The 24638-nt window shown below is 71.6% G+C and carries 16 protein-coding genes and 1 pseudogene; 6 read left to right on the top strand and 11 right to left on the bottom strand.

The genetic code is table 11. From position 1 onward, the window contains the following. Positions 1–19: 19 nt before the first annotated feature. The 6 genes and pseudogenes from ACIGXO_RS22775 to ACIGXO_RS22750 all read right to left on the bottom strand — a co-directional run. Positions 20–1402, bottom strand: a pseudogene (locus ACIGXO_RS22775) (alpha-amylase family protein); the annotation flags it as partial. Between the two features lie 185 nt (positions 1403–1587). Then, a complete protein-coding gene (locus ACIGXO_RS22770) occupies positions 1588–2646 on the bottom strand; it encodes a LacI family DNA-binding transcriptional regulator (protein ID WP_399789755.1) in 1059 nt (352 codons plus the stop codon). Next, complete coding sequence (locus tag ACIGXO_RS22765; protein WP_399789752.1) at positions 2631–4226, bottom strand: alpha-amylase family glycosyl hydrolase; 1596 nt, start codon at positions 4224–4226, stop codon at positions 2631–2633. The genes ACIGXO_RS22770 and ACIGXO_RS22765 overlap by 16 nt, the downstream gene beginning before the upstream one ends. A 1-nt stretch (position 4227) precedes the next feature. Continuing rightward, positions 4228–5058 carry a sugar ABC transporter permease gene (locus ACIGXO_RS22760; RefSeq protein ID WP_399789749.1) on the bottom strand — a complete coding sequence of 277 codons (831 nt, stop codon included), beginning with the start codon at positions 5056–5058 and terminating at the stop codon, positions 4228–4230. A gap of 2 nt (positions 5059–5060) precedes the next feature. Beyond that, positions 5061–5939 carry a carbohydrate ABC transporter permease gene (locus tag ACIGXO_RS22755; protein ID WP_399790595.1) on the bottom strand — a complete coding sequence of 293 codons (879 nt, stop codon included), beginning with the start codon at positions 5937–5939 and terminating at the stop codon, positions 5061–5063. A 101-nt stretch (positions 5940–6040) separates the two neighbouring features. Continuing rightward, complete coding sequence (locus ACIGXO_RS22750) at positions 6041–7309, bottom strand: extracellular solute-binding protein (RefSeq protein WP_399789746.1); 1269 nt, start codon at positions 7307–7309, stop codon at positions 6041–6043. 231 nt (positions 7310–7540) lie between these two features. On the opposite strand from ACIGXO_RS22750, the gene ACIGXO_RS22745 reads away from it, so the two are divergent. From ACIGXO_RS22745 to ACIGXO_RS22735, 3 genes are read left to right on the top strand one after another with little or no spacing between them, the layout of a single operon-like run. Beyond that, the gene (locus tag ACIGXO_RS22745) at positions 7541–9175 is read left to right on the top strand and encodes a glycoside hydrolase family 13 protein (protein ID WP_399789744.1); all 1635 of its coding nucleotides are present in this window, start codon (positions 7541–7543) and stop codon (positions 9173–9175) included. Continuing rightward, complete coding sequence (locus ACIGXO_RS22740; RefSeq protein WP_399789741.1) at positions 9156–10277, top strand: LacI family DNA-binding transcriptional regulator; 1122 nt, start codon at positions 9156–9158, stop codon at positions 10275–10277. The genes ACIGXO_RS22745 and ACIGXO_RS22740 overlap by 20 nt, the downstream gene beginning before the upstream one ends. A 36-nt stretch (positions 10278–10313) precedes the next feature. Beyond that, positions 10314–11204, top strand: a complete 891-nt coding sequence (locus ACIGXO_RS22735; RefSeq protein ID WP_399789739.1) for a phosphatase PAP2 family protein — start codon at positions 10314–10316, stop codon at positions 11202–11204. Positions 11205–11212: 8 nt separating this feature from the next. Here ACIGXO_RS22735 and ACIGXO_RS22730 read toward each other — a convergent pair whose 3' ends face one another. After that, positions 11213–12838: an amidohydrolase gene (locus tag ACIGXO_RS22730; RefSeq protein ID WP_399789736.1), complete on the bottom strand. Its 1626-nt coding sequence runs from the start codon at positions 12836–12838 to the stop codon at positions 11213–11215. Between the two features lie 58 nt (positions 12839–12896). Then, positions 12897–14378 (bottom strand): APC family permease, encoded by a 1482-nt coding sequence (locus ACIGXO_RS22725; protein ID WP_399789732.1) that lies wholly within the window; start codon positions 14376–14378, stop codon positions 12897–12899. A 161-nt stretch (positions 14379–14539) separates the two neighbouring features. On the opposite strand from ACIGXO_RS22725, the gene ACIGXO_RS22720 reads away from it, so the two are divergent. Further along, positions 14540–15217, top strand: a complete 678-nt coding sequence (locus tag ACIGXO_RS22720) for a TetR/AcrR family transcriptional regulator (protein WP_399789730.1) — start codon at positions 14540–14542, stop codon at positions 15215–15217. Here the strand turns inward: ACIGXO_RS22720 and ACIGXO_RS22715 are convergent. Together ACIGXO_RS22715 and glnA are read right to left on the bottom strand one after the other, a co-directional pair. Further along, entirely contained in the window at positions 15205–18231 is a 3027-nt protein-coding gene (locus ACIGXO_RS22715) for a bifunctional [glutamine synthetase] adenylyltransferase/[glutamine synthetase]-adenylyl-L-tyrosine phosphorylase (RefSeq protein WP_399789727.1), read from the bottom strand. The two genes, ACIGXO_RS22720 and ACIGXO_RS22715, sit on opposite strands and share 13 nt — an antisense overlap. 64 nt (positions 18232–18295) lie before the next feature. Next, positions 18296–19657 (bottom strand): type I glutamate--ammonia ligase, encoded by a 1362-nt coding sequence (gene glnA, locus ACIGXO_RS22710; protein WP_030256929.1) that lies wholly within the window; start codon positions 19655–19657, stop codon positions 18296–18298. Positions 19658–20049: 392 nt separating this feature from the next. Between glnA and ACIGXO_RS22705 the strand changes: the two genes are divergently transcribed. Both ACIGXO_RS22705 and ACIGXO_RS22700 read left to right on the top strand, forming a co-directional pair. Next, positions 20050–21060 carry a trypsin-like serine peptidase gene (locus ACIGXO_RS22705; protein ID WP_399790592.1) on the top strand — a complete coding sequence of 337 codons (1011 nt, stop codon included), beginning with the start codon at positions 20050–20052 and terminating at the stop codon, positions 21058–21060. A gap of 91 nt (positions 21061–21151) precedes the next feature. After that, positions 21152–22906 carry an NAD+ synthase gene (locus ACIGXO_RS22700; protein ID WP_399789724.1) on the top strand — a complete coding sequence of 585 codons (1755 nt, stop codon included), beginning with the start codon at positions 21152–21154 and terminating at the stop codon, positions 22904–22906. A gap of 226 nt (positions 22907–23132) precedes the next feature. Here the strand turns inward: ACIGXO_RS22700 and ACIGXO_RS22695 are convergent, their stop codons facing one another. Then, positions 23133–24344 carry an MFS transporter gene (locus tag ACIGXO_RS22695; protein WP_399789721.1) on the bottom strand — a complete coding sequence of 404 codons (1212 nt, stop codon included), beginning with the start codon at positions 24342–24344 and terminating at the stop codon, positions 23133–23135. Positions 24345–24638 lie beyond the last annotated feature (294 nt).

Below are 24638 nucleotides of genomic sequence, written 5' to 3'. Positions count from 1 at the left end.
GCCTGACGCGCTGTGGTCAGCCGCAGGTGCGGGCGCCGGTGTGCAGCGCGAGGGCGGTGTTCGGGGCGAGGGTGGCGGTGAACCGGCCGGACCCGTCGACCGTGACGGTCCGCCCGCTCTGCACGTCGCAGTAGTTCCCGGCGGGCAGCGAGGACTGGAACGTACGGCTCAGGTTCGCTCCCTCGTGGTTGATCGCGACGTACGCCTTGTCGCCGCGCCCGAAGGCGATGGCGTCGTTGCCGTTGTCCCACCAGTTGGTGACGGCCGTGCCGCGCGCGGTGTTGCGGAAGGCCACCATGGCCTTGATCTCGGGCCACTTGTGCTGGCATTTCCAGCCGTCCTGCCAGCAGGCGCTGACGGTGCCCCCGTTGGGCGGGCCGGCGTCGTTGTCGCTGAATTCGTAGCCGGAGTGCACGTCCGGGGAGCCGTACGGCCAGGCCAGCATGAAGACGTTGGCGAGGGTGTAGTCCGCGCCGTTCTTGTAGCTGAGCGTGGAGCCGTTGCGCTCGGTGTCCCAGTTGTCGACGAAGACGCCGGACTGGCCACTCGCCATGTAGCCCCAGCCCTCGCCGAAGTTCTTCAGGTACGCGAGCTTCTCGTTCTGGAAGACGCGCTTGAGGTCGCGGCCGTAGCGGAACTCCTGCACGTCCCCGTTGCCGAGGTACTCGCTCGGCGAGACCGCCTCGCCCGCCCCGTAGATCGCCTCCTGCTTCCAGTACACGCCCGGACTGCTCAACTGGCCCTTGATGGCGGCCAGGTCCTCGGCCGGCATGTGCTTGGCGGCGTCGATGCGGAAACCGTCCACGCCGAGCGAGAGCAGGTCGTTGAGGTACTGCGCGATGCGGCTGCGGACGTAGGGCTCGCCGGTGTCCAGGTCCGCCAGACCCACCAGCTCGCAGTGCTGGACGTTCCAGCGGTCCTGGTAGTTGCTGATCTGCGCGGTGCAGTCGTCCATGTCCTGCGGCTGGTAGATGCCGGGATAGGTGTACTTGCTGTACGAGGAGCCGCCGGTGCCCGTGCCGGAGCCGGCCGACATGTGGTTGATGACGGCGTCCGCGACGACCTTCACGCCCGCCGCGTGGCAGGTGTCGATCATGTTCTTGAAGGCCGTGCGGTCACCGAGCCGCCCGGCGATCCTGTAACTGACGGGCTGGTACGAGGTCCACCACTGGCCGCCCTGGATGTGCTCGGTGGCGGGCGAGACCTCGACGTAGCCGTACCCGGCCGGGCCGAGCACCGAAGTGCACTCCTTGGCGACCGAGTCGTAGCGCCACTCGAAGAGTTCGGCGGTGACGTCCTTCGTGCCGGGCGGCGCGGCCTCGGCGGGCGCGCCGGTGGCTGCCACGGCGAACGCCAGGGCGGCCGCCGCGCCGCAGCGGGCCAGGGTTCTGCGGTGGGGCATGGTTCCTCCTGAGGGGAGACGGAAGGGCCTTGCCCGGCAACGCGCCATGCCCGTAAGGCCGTTGCATGTTGTATCGGCCGCAATCCGTTGTTGCAAGACCTTTCGCAAGACATTGCAACGGTGTTAACTTCAGCGGGCAGCACCCCGGTCCGGCCGGCCGGGGGCCACCCGCTGGGCGGAGGGCCTCACGCGCCCGGCCGGCCGGACCGGTCCTCCCGGTACCGGCCCGTCGACCCCCGCACCACCAGCTCCGGCTGGAAGACGAACTCCGTGCGCTGTACGGGGTTTCCCTGGATCTCCTCGATCAGCGCGCCGACCGCCGCGGTCGCCATCGCCTGCACCGGCTGCCGTACCGTCGTCAGCGGCGGGTCGGCGAACGCGATCAGCTGCGAGTCGTCGAAGCCGACCACCGAGAGCTGTCCCGGCACGGCGAGGCCGCGCTGCCGGGCGGCCCGTACGACGCCCAGCGCCATCAGATCGCTGCCGCACACCACCCCCGTACAGCCCGCGTCCAGCAGCGCGGCGGCCGCGGCATGCCCGCCCTCGACGCTGAACAGGGTGTGCTGCACGAGCCGTTCGGCCTCCCCCTGTGGCAGGCCGAACAGCTCGGTCATGGCCGCGGTGAACCCCTCGGCCTTGCGCCGGGACGGCACGTACCGGGACGGGCCGACGGCCAGCCCGATGCGGGTGTGCCCCAGCGCGGCGAGATGGGTGACGGCCATCCGGGCGGCCGCCCGGTCGTCGGGCGAGACGAACGAGGCGTGGATGTCCGCGTTGTAGCCGTTGATCAGGACGTACGGCACGCCGCGCGCGGTGAGGCGGGTGTAGCGGGCCGGGTCGGCGCCGGTGTCCGCGTGCAGCCCGGAGAGGAACACGATCCCGGTGACGCCCCGCGCCTCTAACTGCTCGACCAGCTCGTCCTCGGTCGCGCCGCCCGGCATCTGCGTGCAGAGCACGGGCGTGTAGCCGTGCCCGGCCAGCGCCTGCTCGATGATCTGCGCGAACGCCGGGAAGATCGGGTTGGTCAGCTCCGGGATGACCAGCCCGACCAGGCCCGCGCTGCGCCGCCGCAGCCGCACCGGACGCTCGTATCCGAGCACGTCCAGTGCGGCGAGCACCCGCTGCCGGGTGGCGCCGGCCACCCCGGCCCTCCCGTTGAGCACCCGGCTCACGGTGGCCTCGCTGACATCGGCCTGCGCGGCGATGTCGGCGAGCCTGGGGGGCAGCGTCACGCGGTCCACCACACGGCCGTGTCGGCGGCCAGTTCGTAGGTGCCCGGGTGGCCCGGGATCTCCTGCGGCAGCGCGCCACTGGACAGCAGCGGACGGCCGGGGACGGTCAGGCGCACGGCCTCCGCCGTGGTGTTCACCGCGCAGCTGAAGCCGCCCGCGCGGCGGAAGTGGAGCACGCCCTCGGGTGCGGGGCACCACTCCACCGCGTCGCCCGCGCCGAGCCCGGGGTGCTCCCGGCGGACGGCGAGCGCCGTGCGGTACAGCTCCAGCGTGGAGTCCGGGTCGCCGGTCTGCGCCGCGACGCTCAGGGACGCCCACTCGGCGGGCTGCGGCAGCCAGCTGCCGCCGGTCCCGAAGCCGTACGGGGCCTCGGTGCCGGACCAGGGCAGCGGCACGCGGCAGCCGTCCCGCAGCCCCTCCTGCCCGTTCTCCTTGAAGAAGGAGGGGTCCTGGCGGACCTCGTCGGGCAGGTCGGTGACCTCCGGCAGGCCCAGTTCCTCGCCCTGGTAGACGTACGCGGACCCGGGCAGCGCGAGCATCAGCAGCGCGGCGGCGCGGGCGCGGGGCAGGCCGCCGCCGAGCCGGGTGCGGTGGCGGACGACGTCGTGGTTGGAGAGCACCCAGGTCGTGGGCGCGCCGACCGGACGCATGGCCTCCAGCGAGGAGTCGATGACCTCGCGCAGCTCGGCCGCGTCCCAGCCGGCGTTCAGGTAGTGGAAGTTGAACGCCTGGTGCAGCTCGTCGGGACGCAGGTAGAGGGCGGTGCGGTCGGCGCTGGGCGTCCACGCCTCGGCGACCGCGATGCGCTCCCCCGCGTACTCGTCGAGGACCTTGCGCCAGGAGCGGTAGATCGCGTGCACGCCGTCCTGGTCGAAGAAGGGCAGCTCCTGGTTGCCGAGCAGCTTGAGCTGTTCGGCGTGGCCCATGTCGGGCAGCCCGGCGGCCTTGACCAGGCCGTGCGCGACGTCGACGCGGAAGCCGTCGACGCCCAGGTCCAGCCAGAAGCGCAGGATCGAGCGGAACTCGTCCTGGACGGCGGGGTGTTCCCAGTTGAAGTCGGGCTGCTGGGGGGCGAAGAGGTGGAGGTACCACTCGCCGTCCGGGAGCCGGGTCCAAGCCGGTCCGCCGAAGATGGACTCCCAGTCGTTGGGCGGCTCCTCGCCGTTCTCGCCGCGGCCCTTGCGGAAGTGGAAGCGCTCGCGCAGTGTCGAGCCCGGCCCCTCGGCCACCGCACGCCGGAACCATTCGTGCTGGTCCGAGCAGTGGTTGGGCACCACGTCGACGATGGTGCGCAGGCCCAGCGCGCGGGCGTCGCGGAGCAGCGCCTCGGCGTCCGCCAGGTCGCCGAACATCGGGTCGATGGCCCGGTAGTCGGCCACGTCGTACCCGGCGTCGGCCTGCGGCGAGGCGTAGAAGGGGCTGAGCCAGACGGCGTCGACGCCCAGGTCCTTCAGGTACGGCAGCCGGTCGCGGATGCCGGCCAGGTCGCCCATCCCGTCGCCGTTGCCGTCGGCGAAGCTGCGCGGGTAGACCTGGTAGATCACCGCATGGCGCCACCACTCGGTGGCAGCGGTGGTGGAGTTCTGGTTCATGTCATCCCTTGGTCGTGCCGGCGGTCAGGCCGGATACGAGATGGCGCTGGGCGAAGGCGAAGACGGCGGCCGCGGGCACGGCGACGATCACGGCCGCGGCGGTCATCGATCCCCAGTCGTTGTTGTACTGGCTGACGAAGGTCTGCAGGCCGCCGGCGAGGGTGAGGTTCTCCTCGCCCGTCATGAAGGCGGAGGCGTAGGCGACCTCGGCCCAGGCCGTGACGAAGGTGTAGAAGCCGGTGACGGCGAGCCCGGGGCGGGCCAGCGGCAGGACGAGCCGCCAGAAGGTGCCGAAGGGGTTGAGCCCGTCGACCCGGCCCGACTCGTCGATCTCCACCGGGATCGTGTCGAAGAACCCCTTCATCATCCAGGCGCAGAACGGGACCGCGATCGTGAGGTAGGTGATGACGAGGCCCGTGGGCTGGTTGAGCAGGCCCAGGCTCGCCATCAGGTTGTACAGCGGCACGATCAGCACGGCCACCGGGAACATCTGCGTGATCAGCAGCAGCCACATCAGCGGGCGCATCCCGGGGAAGCGGAAGCGGCTGACGGCGTAGCCGGTGGTGGCGGCGAGGAAGACGCCGAGGACGGTGGTCACGCCGACGATCACCACGGAGTTCCCGAACCAGGTCAGGAACGAGGTGTCGGCCAGTACATGGGTGTAGTTGGCGAACGTGAAGTGGGTGACCGGCTCGGTGGTGAAGGCGTCGTTCTTCGGCTTGAAGGAGGTGACCAGCAGCCACAGCGGCGGGAAGACCGCGACGACGGCGGCGGCGAGCAGGGTGGCATGCAGGCCGGTGGAGGCCAGCGGGCTTCTCTTCTTGTCGCGCATCGTCACCACACCTCGCCCTGCTTGCGCAGGCTGCGCCGGTAGACGACCGCGACGGCCGAGAGCAGCAGCAGGATCAGCACGCCCCAGGCGGCCGACTCGGAGAAGTTGCGCGGGCTGTCGACGAAGGAGAGCCGGTAGGCGTACGTCACGAGGATCTCGGTGGCGTCGCCGGGCCCGCCCCGCGTCAGCAGGAAGATCACCGGGAACATGTTGAAGGTCCAGATCGTGCTGAGCAGGATCACCGTGCTGGAGACGGAGCGCAGGGACGGCACGGTGATGTGCCGGAACCGCTGCCAGGCGCTCGCGCCGTCCATCTCGGCGGCCTCATACAGCTCGCCGGGGATGGACTGCAGCCCGCCGAGCAGCGCGACGAGCATGAAGGGCACGCCGAGCCAGACGTTGACGGCGATGACGGAGAGCTTCGCCCAGGTCGGGTCGTTGAGCCAGGGGACCGCGTCGATGCCGCCGCCCTGGAGGAGCTTGTTGAGCAGGCCGTGCTTCTCGTTGTAGAGCATCCGCCAGGTGAAGACGGAGATGAAGGCCGGGATCGCCCACGGCAGGATCAGCGCCAGCCGGTAGAAGGTGCGGCCCTTCAGCTTCCGGTTGAGGAGGTTGGCGAGGACCAGGCCGAGGGTGAAGGTGATCCCGACGCAGGCGACGGTCCACACCACGGTCCAGCCCAGCCGGCTCCAGAAGACGCTGTCGCTCAGCACGGCCGTGTAGTTGTCCAGGCCGACGAACTTGTACGTCGCGGGGATGTGGTTCATGCCGATGTCGCGGGCGACATTGGCCTCGGTGGCGTCGGTGAGCGAGAGGTACAGGCCGCGGACCAGCGGGTAGCCGATGATGACCACGAGGACGAGCACCACCGGGGCGACCATGGCCCAGGCGTACCAGTGGGTGCTCAGGGCCCGGCGCACCCGGCCGGGCGGCGCGGAGCGCACCGCCCGGTCGTCACGGCTCTTGGGAGGAGCGAGCGTCGTCACTTGTAGTCCTTGAGCAGCTTCCGGTAGGCGTCCCCGGTGTTCTTGGCGGCCTGCTCGGGGGGGGCGGCGCCGGTGAGGACCTTGTTCATCTGGACCTTGACGGGCTCGAAGAGCGAGTTGCCCTCGGCGATCCAGGGGCGCTCCACGGCCTTCTCCACGGCCGGCCGGAAGAACTTCACCATCGTGTTGTCCTTCACGGACTGCACGTCGTAGACCGACTTGCGGGTCGGCAGCAGGCTCAGCTTCTCGGTGGTCTGCTGCTGGACCTTGGCGGAGCTCATGTACTTCACGAACTCGTAGGAGGCGTCGAGGTTCTTGGACCCGGCGTAGACGGAGAGGTTCCAGCCGCCCTGCGGGGAGCCCTGGGCCTTGCCGCCGCCGGGTACGGGCGCGACGCCGAGGTTGCTCTTGTCCTTGAACTCCTTGCCGGCCAGCGCGCCCTCGATGTCCCACGGCCCGTCGATCGCCATCGCGACGTCGCCGTCCTTGAGGGCCTTGAGCTGGTTCTCCTGGCCGTCGGTGGCGTCGGTGACGGCGGCCTTGGAGTCGACCAGGTCCTTGATCGTCTTGAAGGCCCGGACGCCGGCCTGGTCGTCGATGGCCACCTGCTTGGTCTTGGTGTCGACCATGTCGCCGCCCTCGCCGTAGAGGTAGGGCAGGAACCAGTACGGGTCGTCGCCGCGCAGGTAGAGCGCGGTGGCGCCGGTCTTCGACTTGATCTTCTTCGCGGCGGACTTCAGCTCGTCGAAGGTCTTCGGGACCCCGACCCCGGCCTCCTTCAGCAGCTTCTTGTTGTAGAAGAGCCCGAGGGTGTCGATGACCTGGGGCGCCGCGTAGGTCTTGCCCTTGAAGCGGGTGGAGCCGGCCGCCTGCTCCAGGTAGTCCTCGTTCTTGTCCAGCGCGGGGGTGTTGTCCAGCGGCGCGAGGTAGCCGAGGTTGGCGAAGTCGGCGACCCAGGCGACCTCGGTACGCATCACGTCCGGCGCGCCGGAGTTGCCGCCGGCCGCGTTCTTGAACTTGGCGTTGGCCTCACCGAAGGGGACGTTCACGTACTTGACGTCGACCTTGGGGTGCTCCTTCTCGAAGCCCTCGGCGAGCTTCTTGTACGTCGCCTTCTCGGCGTCGTTGGAGGTGTCCCAGAAGGTGACGGTGCCGGACAGTTCGCCGCCGCTCTTCTGGTCGCTCCCGCCGCCGTCACCCCCGCACGCGGTCGCCGTCAGTGCCAGACCCGCGACCAGCGCGGTGGCCGCTATGCCACGTCGCATGTGAACTCCTTCTGGAAAAGCCCGAGATACGCACGAGATACGAACGAGGTAGGTAGGAATCCGCCCGAGAGGGCGTCAGGAACGTAACAGCGGCGAAAAGAAACCGAAAGAGCTTGCGGCAAATTTCTGCAAGACCACCGGAAGATGTTGCAGCCCGGTTACCTCGACCCGTCACCCCGGCGCCTGCCCGGGCGTTGATCATCAGTAGCCCGATCGACCGAAGGACGGCCGATGACCGATGAGCTGACCTTTCCCTCGCCCGCCGCGCCGCCGGCCCCGGACCGACCCGGCACGGGCTGGTGGCGCGACGCCGTCATCTATCAGATCTACGTACGGTCCTTCGGGGACGGTGACGGCGACGGCGTCGGGGATCTGCCCGGCGCCCGCGCCCGCCTGCCGTACCTGAAGGAGCTGGGCGCCGACGCCGTCTGGCTGACGCCGTTCTACGCGTCACCGCAGGCCGACGGCGGTTACGACGTCGCCGACCACCGCGCCGTCGACCCCCTCTTCGGCACCCTCGACGACGCCCAGGACTTCCTGGACACCGCCCACGAGCTGGGCCTGCGCGTCATCGTCGACATCGTCCCGAACCACACCTCCGACCGGCACCCGTGGTTCCGCGACCCGGACCTCGCCCGCGAGCGGTACATCTTCCGGCCGGGCCGCGGCACCCACGGCGAGCTGCCGCCCAACGACTGGGAGTCCGTCTTCGGCGGCCCCGCCTGGACCCGCACCGAGCGCGGCGACTGGTACCTCCACCTCTTCGCGCCCGAACAGCCCGACCTGGACTGGGAGCGCCCCGAGGTGCGCGCCGAGTTCGACGCGATCCTGCGGTTCTGGCTGGACCGCGGCGTCGACGGCTTCCGCATCGACGTCGCGCACGGCATGGTCAAGGCGCCGGGCCTGCCCGACGTCGGCCGCCGCCAGCAGGCCCGCCTCATCGGCACCGACGTGCTCCCCTTCTTCGACCAGGACGGCGTGCACGAGATCCACCGCCACTGGCGCCGGCTGCTGGACTCCTACGGCGGCGAACGGATCGGCGTCGCCGAGGCATGGGCCCCCGACGCCCGCCGCCTCGCCCACTACGTACGCCCCGACGAGCTGCACCAGGCGTTCAACTTCCACTTTCTGCAAGCGGACTGGGACGCGGCCGCGCTCCGCCGCGTCATCGACGAGTCGCTGGCCGCCACGTCCCTGGTCGGCGCGCCCACCACCTGGGTGCTCTCCAACCACGACGTCGTCCGCCACACCACCCGGCTCGGCAGCGTCGCGCGCGCCCGCGCCGCCACCCTCCTCATGCTCGCCCTCCCCGGCTCCGCCTACCTCTACCAAGGGGAGGAGCTGGGGCTGCCGGAGGTCACCGAGCTGCCCGACGCGGTCCGCCAGGACCCCGCGTTCTTCCGCGGCGACGGCCAGGACGGCTTCCGCGACGGCTGCCGGGTGCCGCTCCCCTGGTCCGGTACACAGGCACCGTACGGCTTCGGGCCCGGCGGGAGCTGGCTGCCGCAGCCCGCGGGCTGGGCGGAGCTGACCGTCGAGGCGCAGACCGGCTCCCCCGGCTCCACGCTGGAGCTGTACCGTGCCGCGCTCGCCTGGCGCCGCGCGCTGCCCGGTCTCGGCGACGGTCGGATGAGCTGGCTGGACGCGCCGGACGGAGTGCTGGCACTGCGCCGGCCCGGCTTCGTGTGCGTACTGAACACCCGCACCCGGCCGGTGGAGGTGTCGGGCGCGGGCCGTCCGCTGCTCGCGAGCGCGCCGCTGCGCACCGAGGACGGCCGGGTGGGCCTTCCCGGCGAATCCTGCGCGTGGTGGGCAAGCCGCATCCCGACCGGTAAGGTCGCCTTCCATGACCGCGCGCCTGGCTGACATCGCAGTACAGGCGGGTGTCAGCGAAGCCACCGTCAGCCGGGTGCTCAACGGCAAGCCCGGCGTCTCCGCCACCACCCGCCAGTCCGTACTCGCCGCACTGGACGTCCTGGGCTATGAGCGCCCGGTACGCCTGCGGCAGCGCAGCGCCGGGCTGGTCGGGCTCATCACGCCCGAGCTGGAGAACCCGATCTTCCCGGCGTTCGCGCAGGTCATCGGCCAGGCCCTGACCCGCCAGGGCTATACCCCGGTGCTCGCCACGCAGACGCCGGGCGGCTCGACCGAGGACGAGCTGACCGAGATGCTGGTGGACCGCGGCGTGGCCGGCATCATCTTCGTCTCCGGGCTGCACGCCGACACCACGGCGGACATGGGCCGGTATGAGGCGCTGCGCGGCCAGGGCGTGCCGTTCGTCCTGATCAACGGTTACTCGGACAAGGTGCAGGCACCCTTCATCTCGCCGGACGACGGCGTGGCGATCTCCCTCGCGGTCACCCACCTCGCGGCCCTCGGCCACGAGCGCATCGGCCTCGCGCTCGGCCCGCGCCGCTTCGTGCCCGTACAGCGCAAGATCGAGGGCTTTCTGCGCGCCATGCGCGAGCAGCTCGGCATGTCCGAGGCCGCGGCCGGGGGCCTCGTCCAGCACTCCCTCTACACGCTCGAAGGCGGCCAGGCCGCGGCCGGTGCGCTGCTGGAGCGCGGCTGCACGGCGGTGGTCTGCGCGAGCGACATGATGGCGCTCGGCGCGATCCGGGCGGCCCGGCAGCGCGGTCTGGAGGTGCCCGACGACGTCTCGGTGGTGGGGTACGACGACTCCCCGCTGATCGCGTTCACCGACCCGCCGCTGACCACCATCCGGCAGCCGGTGCAGGCCATGGGCCAGGCGGCGGTGCGGGCCCTGCTGGAGGAGGTCGGCGGCAGTCTGCCGGAGGGTCCGGCCGAGACCTCGCGGGCCCCGCTGCGTACCGAGTTCGTCTTCCATCCGGAGCTCGTGGTGCGCGGTTCGACGGCCTCGGCGCGGCGCCCCGACCCCGACGGCGGTGGGGGTATAGCCTCCGTCTCCGGGGCGAGAAAGGCTGTCCAGGACCCGACTCCAGAATGATCGGGTCTACCCCGATTTCTGGCAGACTGTCGGGCTATGGGTGATGCCAACGCGAGGATCCTTGACGGCCGGACGAGCGCACCGACACCCCCTCCGCAGCGTTCCGGCCCGCCTCGCGGACGGGCGTCAGCCGCCCGGGCGCACGGCGTGGCAAGACCTCGCCTGTGGTTCGAGATCCTGCTGATCGCGGTCAGCTACTGGACGTACTCCCTGATCCGCAACGCCGTGCCGGAGCAGAAGACGCAGGCGCTGAGAAACGCCGACTGGGTCTGGCGCGCCGAGCACAGCATCGGCATCGCCGTCGAACACACCGTCAATCATGCGATGAACGCCGTGACCTGGCTGATCGTCGCGATGAACTACTACTACGCCACGCTGCACTTCATCGTCACCGTCGGCGTCCTCGTCTGGCTCTACCGCCGGCATCCCGGCCGCTACGCCGCCTCCCGGCTGGTCCTCTTCCTCACCACCGCGGTCGCCCTGCTGGGCTACTACTTCTTCCCCCTCGCGCCGCCCCGCCTGATGCCGGGCGGCCATTTCATCGACACGGTCATGGTGCACGACACCTGGGGCTCGATGGCCTCGGGGAACCTGGCGAGCATGTCGAACCAGTACGCGGCGATGCCCTCGATGCACATCGGCTGGTCGCTGTGGTGCGGCCTCACCCTCGCGCTGCTGGCGCGGCACGTCTGGGTGCGGGTGCTGGGCGTGCTGTATCCGGTGCTGACCCTGCTGGTGATCGTCTCCACCGCCAATCACTTCTGGCTGGACGCGGTGGGCGGCGTGCTGTGTCTGGCGTTCGCCTTCGCGGTGGCCCGCCTCTGGTACGGCGCCTCCCTCTCGCGCCTCCCCCGCCTGCCCCGGCCGGGCCCGGCCCCGACCCGTCCGTCGGAACCGAGCCCACAAACAAGCCCGTCGGGCGCCTAGGACGTCCGTCAGGCGCGGTGGACGATGTGCCCGCCGGTCATCGTCAGTACGACGGGCGCCTCGCCCACCTCGTCCGCCGGCGCGGAAACCGGATCCACCCCGAGCGCCGTGAGGTCGGCCCGGAAGCAAGGCGCGATGCGTCCCGCATACGTTTCCTCGCCCACGGCGAGCGCCGCATGCGAGGTCATGCCCTCCAGCGCCATCTCCCCCGTCAGCGCCTGCTCGACGGTGACCGGCGCGGTCTCCGGCGCCCCGGCCGGGCGGCGCAGCCGGGCGGTCGCGAGCACGCCCCGCGGGTCGTAGTGCGCGATCGGCCAATCGGAGCCGAGGACCAGGACGGCGCCCGCGTCCCGCAGGTCGCGGCAGCGCCACGCCCGCGCGGCCCGCTCCTCGCCGACCCGCTTGGACCACTCGTCGGTGTGGTCGGCGCGGGTGTAGGCGGTGTGGGTGGGCTGCATCGACGCGGCCACCCCGAGCGCGGCGAACCGCGGCAGCTGCTCGCTCGGCACGGTCTCGATGTGCTCGATACGGTGCATCCCGCGCTGCGCGGAGTCGCCCAGCGCCTCGACGGTGTCCAGGACGTGCCGGACGGCCGCGTCCCCGATGGCGTGCGTGGCGGTCCGTACGCCGGCCCGCGCGAGATGGTGCACGGCGCGGGTGTACGCGGCGGGATCCGGCCAGAACGCCTCGGTGCCCTGGCCGTGGCAGTCGGCGTGCTCCAGCCAGGCCGTGCCGCCCTCGACCGTGCCGTCCATGAAGAACTTCACGCCGCCCACCCGCCAGTGCCGCCCAGCCCGCCGCTGCAGCCCGACCAGGTGGTCCAGGCCCGCCGTGTCCACCCCCGGCATGCACCAGGGCGCGATCCGCAGCCGTACCGGCAGCTCGTCGCCGTCCTCGATCCCGGCCAGTACGTCCAGTACGTCCTGGCCCTCCAGGTCCATCACATGCGCGCCGGTCAGGCCGGTCGCGGCCATCTCGCCCAGCAGGGTGAGCAGCCGGGCGCGCCGCTCGGCGGCGCTGGGGCGGGGCAGCACGGCCAGCATGAGGTCCATCGCGGCGTGCTCGACGAGGTGCCCGGTGGGCCGGCCGTCCGGGTCGCACACGATCTCGGCGCGCTGCTCGAAGGCGCGCGGCCCGTCGATGCCGGCGGCGGCCAGCGCGGGGCCGGTGGCCAGCGCGGAGTGTCCGTCGTAGAGGCGGAGGAAGGCGGGCACGCCGCCGAGGGCCGGTTCGATCAGGTCGCGGTGGACGGGCCGGCCGCCGAAGGTGTTGTGGTCCAGGCCGTACCCCATGACCCACGCGCCGCGGCCGGCCGCGCGCGCCGCGCCGGCCAGCGCGTCCCGCAGCCCGTCCAGGTCCCGGCAGCCGGAGAGGTCCAGCCCGGTGGCCATCTCGCCGCCCCATATCGGGTGGCTGTGGCCGTCGACCAGTCCGGGGGTGAGGGTGGCCCCGGCCAGGTCGATCACCTCGGTGTCCGGGCCGCGCCAGTCCCGTACCTCGTGCTCCTCGCCGACGGCGGCGATCCGGCCGTCCTTGACGGCGACGGCGCTCGCCCAGGGCCGGGCGGGGTCGAGGGTGCGGACGCGGGCGCCGGTCAGGACGGTGTCGGCGGCGGTGCTGCGGGGCTCGGACACTGCTTCGGATCTCCTTGCGAAACGGCTGCGGGGGGTTGCGGCGGTACGGCCGTCGTGGTCAGTCGGCGGGCTCGGCGGCGAACTCCGCGTACACCGCGGGGCGGCCGCGGCGGAAGCGCACGGCGAGCAGGACGCCTACGGCGAAGGCGGCGGGGACGGTGAGGACGAGCGCGGTGTTGGTCGCGAGGGGGGCCGCGGTCATCAGCCCGATCTTGGCGATGACCAGCCAGAGCGCGCCCGCCATCAGCACGGTCGCGGCGATCGGCGCGACGACCGTGCGCCAGCGGCCCTCCTGGTGCCGGATGCCGCGGAAGAAGAACGGGATGGCGACCGCGGTGATCCCCTGGAGGGTCAACAGGCCGATCATTCCGGGGGTGTTCATCCACAGCAGCAGCTGCTGGTACGGGTCGGCGCCGGCCAGCGCGAAGCCCGCGACGACGAGCAGCGCCAGCACGCTCTGCAGCACTCCGGCGACGTACGGGGAGCGGTGCTTGGGGTGCACCCTGCCGAGCGCCTCGGGCAGCACGCCCTCCTGCGCGAGCGCCAGCCCGTAACGGTTGATCGCGTTGTGGAAGGCCAGCTGCGAGGCGAGGATGCTGGTCACGATGAAGACGTGCATCAGGTCGGCGGCCCAGGCGCCGACATAGTGCGTGGTGGCGCTGAAGAAGAGCCCGGCCGGGTCGGCGGCGACCGCCTTGAGGACCTTCGTACCGCCGAACGCCTGGATGACGACCCAGACACTGAAGGCATAGAAGAGGCCGAGGAAGCCGACGGCGATGTAGGTGGCGCGCGGGATGGTGCGGCCGGGGTCGCGGGCCTCGCGGCGGTAGATGGCGGTGGACTCGAAGCCGGTGAAGGCGGCGAACGCGAAGGCCAGGACCGCGCCGGTGCCGGGGACCAGGACGTTGCCGGGGGTGAAGGAGTCCAGTGCCAGCCCCTCGGCGCCGCCGTCCAGCAGCACCCCGCCGGCCAGCAGGACGAGGATGCCGGTCTCCGCGACCAGCAGGACGCCGAGGACCTTGGCGCCGAAGTCGATGGAGCGGTAGCCCAGGTACCAGATGACGAAGACGCCGCCGAGCGCGATCGGCGGCCAGGGCACGTCGATGCCCCACAGGGCCTTCAGCGCGTCCTGGGTGCCGGTGGCGAGCAGTCCGTACACGCCGATCTGCATGCCGTTGTACGCGAGCAGGGCCAGCGTGGCGGCGCCGAAGCCGGCCGGGCGGCCCAGGCCCCGGGTGATGAACGCGTAGAAACCGCCGCCGTGCTTCACGTGCCGGGTCATGGCGGTGAAGCCGACCGCGAAGAGGGCGAGGGTGGCGCCGGCGAGGAGGTAGCCGACGGGGGCGCCGATGCCGCCGACGCCGATGGCGAGCGGCGCGACGCCGGCCATGACGGTGAGCGGCGCCGCGGCCGAGACCACGAAGAAGGCGATGTCGGCGACGCCGAGGGTGCCCTTGCGGAGGGCGGGGGCGTCGTCCTCGCCGGGTGGTGGTGCGGTGTGCTGTGGCGACCCGTCGCGGGCCCCGGACTCTACGGCCATGCGCTCTTGCCCTTCTGCTGCGGAAGAGGGGTGGGGCGGTCCGGCACGTACACGGGTGGAACGGCAGCATGACCGCGGCGAAAACCTAAAGCCTTTCGGTTTTCGGCAATGTAGTCGCCGCCGTACGATTCGGGAAGACCTCACGGGCAGGAGAAACGAACATGGGGCGGCCGCGGAAGGCCCTGCTGGACCGGGAGCGCATCGGTGCGACGGCGCTCGAACTCGTCGATGAAAAAGGCGACTTCAGCGTGCCGGAGGTGGCCCGCAGGCTCGGCGTGCAGACCGCCTCGGTGTATCACCATGTGGACGGCCGGGCCGGCGTGATCGAACTGCTGCGGGAGCGGGTGACCGACGCGATAGACCTACGTCCCCTGGCCGACGACGCCCCCTGGGACCTCATCCTGGCGGCCTGGGCGCGCTCCTACCGGGCCGCCTTCGCCGCCCATCCCCGCGCGATCCCGATGCTGATGACGTCACCGATCCGCGCACCGAAAGTGATCGCCCAGTACGACCGGGTGGCGGGCCTCCTGCTGGCCGCGGGCTTCGCCCCCGCCACGGTCATGCCGGTCATCACCGGCCTGGACAACATCGTCCTGGGCTCGGCCCTGGACATGTCGGCGCCCGAGACCATGTGGGAGGTCACCGAGGGTGTCCACGCCCCCCACCTGACCGCGGCCCAGTCCGCCACCGGCCCCTCCCGCGCCGATCAGGCATTCGACCTGACCCTGGCGGGCTTCCTGGAGTACTGCCGAGCCATCAGGGGCGCGGGGAACTGCGCGAGCGACCACAACGGCGCCGCGGCCGGGAATGGCGCCAACGGGGCAGATCAGGCCCCGTAAAACAGCTCCTCGACGACACCCCGCGCCCGCCGCGTGATCCGCCGGTAGTCGTCCAGCATCTCCCCGACGTGCCCCTCCTCGTACCCGAGGTAGCGCCCCACCGCGGCCAGCTCCCGAGCGTCGCCCGGGAAGGTATCTCCCGGGCGGCCCCGGACCAGCATCACGGCATTGCGCACCCGCGTGGCGAGCACCCACGCCTCGTCCAGCGTCCGCGCGTCCTCCGCGCCGATCAGCCCCGCGTCCCGCGCCGCGGCCAGCGCCGCGCGGGTCCGGGTCGTGCGCAGCTGCGGCAGCTCGTGGGCGTGCCGCATCTGGAGCAGCTGTACGGTCCACTCCACGTCGCTGAGGCCGCCGCGCCCCAGCTTCGTGTGCATCGTCGGGTCGGCGCCGCGCGGCAGCCGCTCGGACTCCATCCGCGCCTTGAGCCGGCGGATCTCGCGTACCGCGTCCTCGGCCAGCCCCTCGCGCGGATACCGCAGCGGGTCCACCAGCTCGATGAACCGCCGCCCGACCTCCTCGTCGCCCGCGACCGGCTCGGCGCGCAGCAGCGCCTGCGCCTCCCAGGTCAGCGACCAGCGGCGGTAGTACGCGGCGTACGAGGCGAGCGTGCGGACCAGCGGACCGGTCTTCCCCTCGGGGCGCAGATCCGCGTCGATCACCAGCGGCGGGTCGGAGGAGGGCAGCTGGAGCAGCCGGCGCATCTCGTTGGCCACCGCGAACGCGGCCTTGGCGGCCTCCTGCTCGTCGGCCCCCTCGCGCGGCTCGTGCACGAAGAGCACGTCCGCGTCCGAGCCGTAGTTCAGCTCGTGGCCGCCGAAGCGGCCCATGCCGATCACGGTGAAGCGGGTCGGCAGGGTGTCGCCCCACTGCTCGCGCACCGCGGCCCGCAGCGCGCCCGCGACCGTCGCGGCGTTCAGGTCGGACAGCGCCGAGCCCACCGCGTCCACGGCCTGCCCGTGGTCCTCCGCTGCGGGGCTGGCCTCCGTGCCGTACGCGCCGATCAGGTCGGCGGCCGCGGTGCGGAACAGCTCGCGGCGGCGCACCCCGCGGGCCGCCGCCACCGCCTGCTCCGCGCCGTCCGCGCGGCCGACCGCGGCCAGCACCTCCTGCTCCAGCGCGGCCCGGGCACGCGGCTTCAGCCCGTCGGGCGCGCCGAGCAGCGCGACCGCCTCGGGAGCGCGCAGCAGCAGGTCGGGGGCGAGCCGGCCGGCCGACAGCACCCGGGCGAGGTTCTCGGCGGCCGCGCCCTCGTCGCGCAGCAGCCGGAGGTACCAGGGCGTCTTGCCGAGCGCGTCGGAGACCTTGCGGAAGCCCAGCAGCCCGGCGTCCGGGTCGGCGGAGTCCGCGAACCAGCCGAGCAGCACCGGCAGCAGGGTCCGCTGGATGGCGGCCTTCCGGGAGACGCCGGAGGCCAGCGCCTCCAGGTGGCGCAGCGCGCCGACCGGGTCCTCGTAACCGAGCGCTTCCAGGCGCTGCCCGGCGGCCTTGGCGGAGAGCCGGATCTCGCCCGGCTCCAGGACGGCGACGGCGTCCAGCAGCGGGCGGTAGAACAGCTTCTCGTGCAGCCGGCGCACCTCGCGCGCGTGCCACTTCCACTCCTTGCGGAGGGTGTCGACCGGCTCGGTGCGCATGCCGAGCGAGCGGGCGAGCCGGCGCAGGTCCTGCTCGTCCTCCGGCATCAGATGCGTGCGGCGCAGCTTGTACAGCTGGATGCGGTGCTCAAGAGTGCGCAGGAAGCGGTACGCGGCGTCCAGCGCGGTGGCGTCCTGGCGGCCCACGTAGCCGCCGGCGGCGAGCGCCTTCAGCGCGTCGAGGGTGGTGGCGCTGCGCAGCGTGGCGTCGCTGCGGCCGTGCACCAACTGCAGGAGCTGGACGGCGAATTCGACGTCCCGCAGGCCGCCGGGGCCGAGCTTGAGCTCGCGGTCGACCTGGCCCGCCGGGATGTTGGCGACGACCCGGCGGCGCATCTGCCGGACGTCGACGATGAAGTTCTCGCGCTCGGCGGCCTGCCAGACCAGCGGGGTGACGGCGTCGACGTACTCCTGCCCGAGGGCGGGGTCGCCGGCCACCGTCCTGGCCTTCAGCAGCGCCTGGAACTCCCAGGTCTTGGCCCAGCGCTGGTAGTACGCGAGGTGGCTGCTCAGCGTCCGGACGAGGGGGCCGTTGCGGCCCTCGGGGCGGAGGTTGGCGTCGACGGGCCAGATCGTGCCCTCGGGGGTGACGTCGGAGCAGACGCGCATCATGCGCGCGGCGAGCCGGGTCGCGGCCTGCAGCGCCTCGGCCTCCTCGACGCCGTCCTTGGGCTCGGCGACGAAGATGACGTCCACGTCGGAGACGTAGTTCAGCTCGTGGCCGCCGCACTTGCCCATGCCGATGACGGCGAGCCGGCTGACGGCCGCGTCCCCGGGCTGCTCCTCGGAGGCGATCTCCAGCGCGGCGCGCAGCGTGGCGGTGGCCAGGTCCGCCAGCTCCGCGGCGGTCTGCGCCACGTCGATCGTGCCGCACACGTCACGCGCCGCGATGCCCAGCAGCGCACGGCGGTACGCGGCCCGCAGCGCGTCCTCGCGGGACAGCCCGGCGCCCCGCTCGCCCCAGATGCCCTCGGCGAGCGCCTGCTCGAACTCGGGGGTGGTGGGGTGCAGGTCGACCGACTCGTACGTGGCCAGCGACTCCCAGTCCGTGGGGTGCCGCACGAGGTGGTCGCCGAGCGCCTCCGAGGCCCCCAGCACGCCCAGCAGCCGGTCCCGCAGCGGCTTGGCCGTGACCAGCGTGGACAGCAGCCGCTGCCGGTCCTCCTCCTCGGGCTGTGCCTCGGCCAGCCGGACCAGCCCTTTGAGCGCCTGGTCCGGATCGGCGGTGCCGCCGAGCGCTTCGAGGAGCACCGAGTCGGACCGTACGGAGGACAGTGCGGGGGCGTCCAGCAGCTTCCCGGATGCGTGCGGATCGGTGAATCCGTGCCGCAGCATCCGGGTGAACGTGCTGCTCCGCCGTCCCTGCGGAGCGGGAAGTGCCATCGGGCGGTTGCCTCTCGGAGACCTGCCGGATCGTTTTTCGGATTATCGATTCTGCGTCGTACCGCTACAGCACGGGCAGCATCTTGCGCAGCTCGAAGGCGGTGACCTCGGAGCGGTACTCCTCCCACTCCTGCTTCTTGTTGCGCAGGAAGAAGTCGAAGACGTGCTCGCCCAGGGTCTCCGCGAGCAGTTCGCTGCGCTCCATGAGGGAGATGGCCTCGCCGAGGTTCTGCGGCAGCGGCTCGATGCCCATCGCGCGCCGCTCAGCATCCGACAGGGCCCACACGTCGTCGTCGGCGCCCGCGGGGAGTTCGTACCCCTCCTCGATGCCCTTGAGCCCGGCGGCCAGCAGGACCGCGTACGTCAGGTACGGGTTGGCGCCGGAGTCGATGGAGCGCACCTCGACCCGCGTCGAGCCCATCTTGCCGGGCTTGTACATGGGGACCCGGATCAGCGCGGAGCGGTTGTTGTGACCCCAGCAGATGTACGAGGGGGCCTCGCCGCCGGCGCCCGCCGGGCGGTTGGCGCCGCCCCAGATGCGCTTGTAGGAATTCACCCACTGGTTGGTGATCGCGGAGGTCTCCGCGGCGTGCCGCAGCAGGCCCGCGATGAAGGACCGGCCGACCTTGGAGAGCTGGTACTCGGCGCCCGACTCGTGGAAGGCGTTGCGGTCGCCCTCGAAGAGCGAGAGGTGGGTGTGCATGCCGGAGCCGGGGAACTCCGAGAACGGCTTCGGCATGAACGTCGCCTGCACGCCCTGCTCCAGCGCGACCTGCTTCATGACCAGCCGGAACGTCATGATGTTGTCGGCGGTCGAGAGCGCATCGGCGTAGCGCAGGTCGATCTCCTGCTGGCCCGGGGCGCCCTCGTGGTGGCTGAACTCCACCGAGATGCCCATCGACTCCAGCATCGTGATCGCCTGGCGCCGGAAGTCCATGCCGACGTTCTGCGGGGTGTGGTCGAAGTAGCCGGAGGAGTCGGCGGGGGTGGGCCGGCCGCCGTCCACCGGCTTGTCCTTGAGCAGGAAGAACTCGATCTCGGGGTGGGTGTAGAAGGTGAACCCGAGGTCGGAGGTCTTGGCCAGGATGCGCTTGAGGACATAGCGCGGGTCGGCGTAGGACGGGGAGCCGTCCGGCATGAGGATGTCGCAGAACATCCGGGCGGTGCCGGGGGCCTCGGCGCGCCACGGCAGGATCTGGAACGTGCCGGGGTCGGGCTTGGCGATCATGTCGGACTCGTAGACCCGTGCGAAGCCCTCGATGGCCGAACCGTCGAAGCCGATGCCCTCGTCGAAGGCTTGCTCCAGCTCGGCGGGGGCCACCGCGACCGACTTCAGGAAACCGAGCACATCGGTGAACCACAGCCGTACGAAGCGGATGTCGCGCTCCTCCAGCGTGCGGAGCACGAACTCCTGCTGCTTGTCCATGTTCACCAATCCTTGCAGGTCGAACGGCCTGTCCACGCCCATCGCCCTTGACGGGGCGCGGCACGCCAGTATCGCGTGCGGGGGTTACCGTCACATTACGTTGTCACGGCCCCTTCGGGCAGGCCCGGGGGCCGTACGGGGTTTCGCGTTCCCCGGCGGTTCCGGCCAAACCCTTGACGCGCCCCTGACAGTGCTACGGGAGCGGTGGGACGCTGCCTCTGCACATCGCTGTACGTCCGCTCCGCTCCGGGCCGCCGGCCGGCGGTCCGTACGTCGTGGCCCGCGCACCCGCGGGACCACCGCACCAGGGGGTACGCGTGAGATTCACCGTCCAGGGCTCCGGCACCGTCCGGCGCCACCGCTCCCGCACGTCCGGCGCCGCGTTACCCGGGATACCCGGCCGGACGTCCGCCCGTGTCACCGCCGCGGCGCTGCTCGCCGCCGGCGCCCTCTGCGCCACGGCGCTGCAGGCCCCCGCGGCCGGCGCCGCCGAACCGCCCGGCGCCGCCGCCACCCAGGACCCCAAGAAGGCGGCCGCCTTCTGGACGGCGGACCGGATGCGCGCGGCGAAGCCGCTCGACCTGCTGTCCGTCGGCCGCAAGAAACTCAACGCCGCGGCCGCCCGCGCGGCGTCCGCCCCGGCCACGCGGGCCGTGCCGCGCGGCAAGAAGGTGGCCGTGCCGCCCACCCTGCCGTCCCTGCCGTCGCCCGCCCTGAAGTCCTTCACCCAGCCCGGCGGCCCGTGGACCGGCGGCGGCAAGGTCACCAAAACCACCGGCCGGGTCTTCTTCACGTACCAGGGCCGCAAGGCGTCCTGCTCCGGTGACGCGGTGACCAGCAAGAACGGCAGTACGGTCCTCACCGCGGGGCACTGCGTGAAGCTGGACGGCAAGTGGCACACGAACTGGATCTTCGTGCCCGGCTACCACGACGGCCAGGCCCCGCACGGCGAGTGGGCCGCGAGCAAGACCCTCTCCACCCCGCAGTGGACCAAGAGCGAGGACATCAATTACGACGTCGGCGCGGCGGTCGTCCCGCCGCTGAACGGCAAGCGCCTCACCGACGCGGTCGGCGGCCAGGGCGTCGCCTTCAACACCGGCTACCTCAAAAAGATGTACGCGTTCGGCTACCCGGCCGCGGCCCCCTACGACGGCAGCAAGCTCATCTACTGCAGCGGCACCACCATCAAGGACCCGGCGTTCTCCAAGGACCACGGGATGACCTGCAACATGACCGGCGGCTCCAGCGGCGGGCCGTGGTTCACGAAGTTCGACGAGAAGACCGGCACCGGTCTGCAGTCCTCGGTGAACAGCTTCGGCTACACCTTCCTGCCCAACACGATGTTCGGCCCGTACTTCGGCGACGACGCGAAGAACCTGTACGACCAGGCGCAGAACAGCTGAGCGGTGGGGCGGGCCCGGGGTCCCGGGCCCGCAACACCCCCGAAACCCGACCGCCCCCCATAACGTCAGTACGACGATTACACTCCCTCACGTGCCTCAACTTCGCCTGGCTCTGCATCAGACCGATTTCTGTGTGGGCGACATCGCCCGCAACGCCGAGACGATCGTGCGCCACACCCGGGAGGCAGCCGGGCAGGGCGCGCACCTGGCGGCGTTCCCCGAGATGGCGCTGACCGGCTACCCCGTCGAGGACCTTGCCCTGCGGCCCTCCTTCGTCGAGGCGAGCCGCAGCGCGCTGCGCGCCCTGGCCGCCCGGCTGGCCGACGAGGGCCTCGGCGAGACCGCCGTCGTCACCGGCTACCTGGACCGCTGCGAGCGCGACCAGCCGCGGTACGGGCGGCCCGCCGGCGCCCCGCAGAACGCCGCCGCCGTGCTGTACCGCGGCCGGGTGGCGCTCACCTTCGCCAAGCACCACCTGCCCAACTACGGCGTCTTCGACGAGTACCGCTACTTCGTGCCCGGCGACACGCTCCCCGTCGTCCGGGTGCACGGCGTCGACATCGCCCTCGCCATCTGCGAGGACCTGTGGCAGGACGGCGGCCGGGTGCCCGCCGCCCGTACGGCGGGCGCGGGCCTGCTGCTCTCCGTCAACGCCTCCCCCTACGAGCGGGACAAGGACGACACCCGGCTGGAACTGGTCCGCAAGCGCGCCCAGGAGGCGGGCTGCACGACGGCGTATCTGGCGATGACCGGCGGCCAGGACGACCTGGTCTTCGACGGCGACTCGATCGTGGTGGACGCGGCCGGCGATGTGCTCACCCGCGCCCCGCAGTTCACCGAGCAGCGTCTCCTCCTCGACCTGGACCTGCCGGCCGCCACGCCCGAGCCGCCGTCCGGCGTCGTCGACGACGGCCTCCGCGTCGACCACGTCACGCTCTCCTCGGACCCGCTGCCGCCGTACGAGCCGCTGCCGATGCCCGCCCCCGCGCCCCGCCTGGACGCCTCGGAGGAAATCTACGGCGCCCTGGTGATGGGCCTGCGTGCGTACATCACCAAGAACAACTTCCGCAGCGTGGTGATCGGCCTCTCCGGCGGCATCGACTCGGCCCTGGTAGCCGCGATCGCCGTAGACGCGCTCGGCCCGGACAACGTCCACGGCGTCTCCATGCCCTCCCGCTACTCCTCGGAACACTCCAAGGACGACGCCGCCGAACTGGCCCGCCGCACCGGACTGCACTACCGCACGGTCCCCATCGGCCCCATGTTCGACGCGTACATGGGCTCACTGGACCTGACCGGCCTGGCGGAGGAAAACCTCCAGTCCCGCATCCGCGGCACGACCCTGATGGCGATCTCCAACCAGGAAGGCCACCTGGTCCTCGCCCCCGGCAACAAGTCCGAGCTGGCGTGCGGCTATTCGACCCTGTACGGCGACTCCGTAGGCGCGTACGGCCCGATCAAGGACGTCTACAAAACGGTCGTCTTCCAACTGGCGGAGTGGCGCAACCGAACAGCCACCGCCCGTGGTGAGACGCCCCCCATCCCCGAGAACTCGATCACCAAGCCACCCAGCGCGGAGCTCCGCCCCGGCCAGGTCGACACCGACTCCCTCCCCGACTACCCCACCCTCGACGCGATCCTGGACCTCTACGTCGACCGCGACCTGGGCCACGCCGAGATCCTCGCCCGCGGCTTCGACCCGGAACTGGTCACCCGCGTCCTCCGCCTGGTCGACACCGCCGAGTACAAGCGCCGCCAGTACCCCCCGGGCACCAAGATCTCCGCCAAGGGCTTCGGCAAGGACCGCCGCCTCCCGACGACAAATCGGTGGCGGGAGGGGGGCTGACCGGGCGGCTGACCGGAAGGTGCGGGCGGCCTCATTGTCAGTGCCGCCTCGTTGTCAGTGCCGCCCACTACCGTGTTGAGAAGGGGACCTTTTTGCACCCCCATGGGGGCAGTGGGGGGTGAAACGGTTTGCCCCCCACGGGGAGGTGGGGGGCAAACGGTACGGCCAAGTTGGCACGCGCTCAGTCGGCTTGGGCTCAGTTGGCACGCGCTCGGTTGGCGTGTGCTCAGTTGGCGTGTGTCGGTTCCTGAGCCGTCGCGCCCGCCTCGCTCGTCGCCACGATGCGGGAGCGGGTCGGTGTGCGGTCCAGGAGGCCCGCGGTGATGGCGATCGCCAGGCCGACCACGGCCAGGGCCGCGCCGACCAGGGTCGGGGACGTCCAGCCCCAGTGGGCGGCGATCGCGACGCCGCCGAGCCAGGCGCCGCCCGCGTTCGCGAGGTTGAACGCGGAGTGGTTGGAGGCGGAGGCGAGCGTCGGGGCGTGCTCGGCCTTGCGCATCACCAGCATCTGCAGCGGCGTGGTGGTCATGAAGCCGACCGCGCCCAGGACGACGACGGTGGCCAGGGCCGCCCACTTCACGTGCACGGTGAAGTCGAAGACGACGAGCGTGACGGCCAGCGCGCCGAGCGAGCCGTACAGGGTCGGGCGCAGCGCCCGGTCGGTCAGCGGGCCCGCGGCGAGCGCGCCGAGGGTCATGCCGATGCCGAAGAGGGCGAGCACCACCGGGACGGTCGACTCGGTGAAGCCGGTGACCTTGGTCATCATCGAGGCGAGGTAGCTGTAGACGGCGAAGACGCCCGCGAAGCCGAAGACCGCGGTGAGCAGGCCGAGGAGTACCTGACGGTTGCCGAGGGCGCGCAGCTCCTGCTTGACGCCGCTCTGCTCGTCGCGCGGTACATAGGGGACGAGCTTGGCCAGCGAGGCCATGGCGAGCAGGCCGATGGCGGCGACGACCAGGAAGGTCGCGCGCCAGCCGAGGTGCTGGCCGAGGAGGGTGGCGGCGGGGACGCCGACGATGTTGGCGACGGTGAGGCCGAGGAACATCGTGGCGACCGCGCGGGCCTGGCGGCCTTCCTTGACGAGCCGGGCCGCGACGACCGCGCCGACGCCGAAGAACGCGCCGTGCGGCAGGCCGGCCAGCAGCCGGCCCGCGATGAGCAGGCCGAAGTTCGGGGCGAGCGCGGACGCGAGGTTGCCGGCCGTGAAGACCGCCATCATCAGCAGCAGCATCCGCTTGCGGGGGATGCGCGAGCCGAGGGCGGTCAGCAGCGGGGCGCCGATGACGACGCCGAGAGCGTAGGCGGAAACGAGGTAGCCGGCGGTGGGCACGCTGGTGCCCAGGTCGTTCGCGACGTTGGGCAGCAGGCCCATCATCACGAACTCAGTGGTGCCGATACCGAAGGCCGAGATCGCGAGTGCGAGCAGAGCCAAGGGCATGAGTGACCTTTCAGGATCAAAGGGGTGCGCGCCCGTAGCGGCGCGCGGTGACAGGGACAGCCTTAAGTTCTCTACGGGAACAAAGTCTCTCAGGTAATTCATTCCGCCGCGCGAACTGCGCGTTACGGACAGAAGTCAGGGCCCCGGTCAGGGGAAAATGAGGGAAACGGCGGTGGGGCCGGGGGCCCAAAAAAAACCCGCCCCCCCCCCCCCCCCCCCCGCGCGCGCGCGCGCGCGTGCGCCCGCCCCCGGCCCCCCCCCGAAACACGGGCCCTGGTAGGCCGCCAAAATTAA

Source organism: Streptomyces sp. NPDC053542 (assembly GCF_044544685.1).
GTDB lineage: Bacteria > Actinomycetota > Actinomycetes > Streptomycetales > Streptomycetaceae > Streptomyces.
The sequence above is the reverse complement of the archived record's forward strand: the minus strand, read 5'-3'. Positions and strand labels throughout refer to the sequence as shown.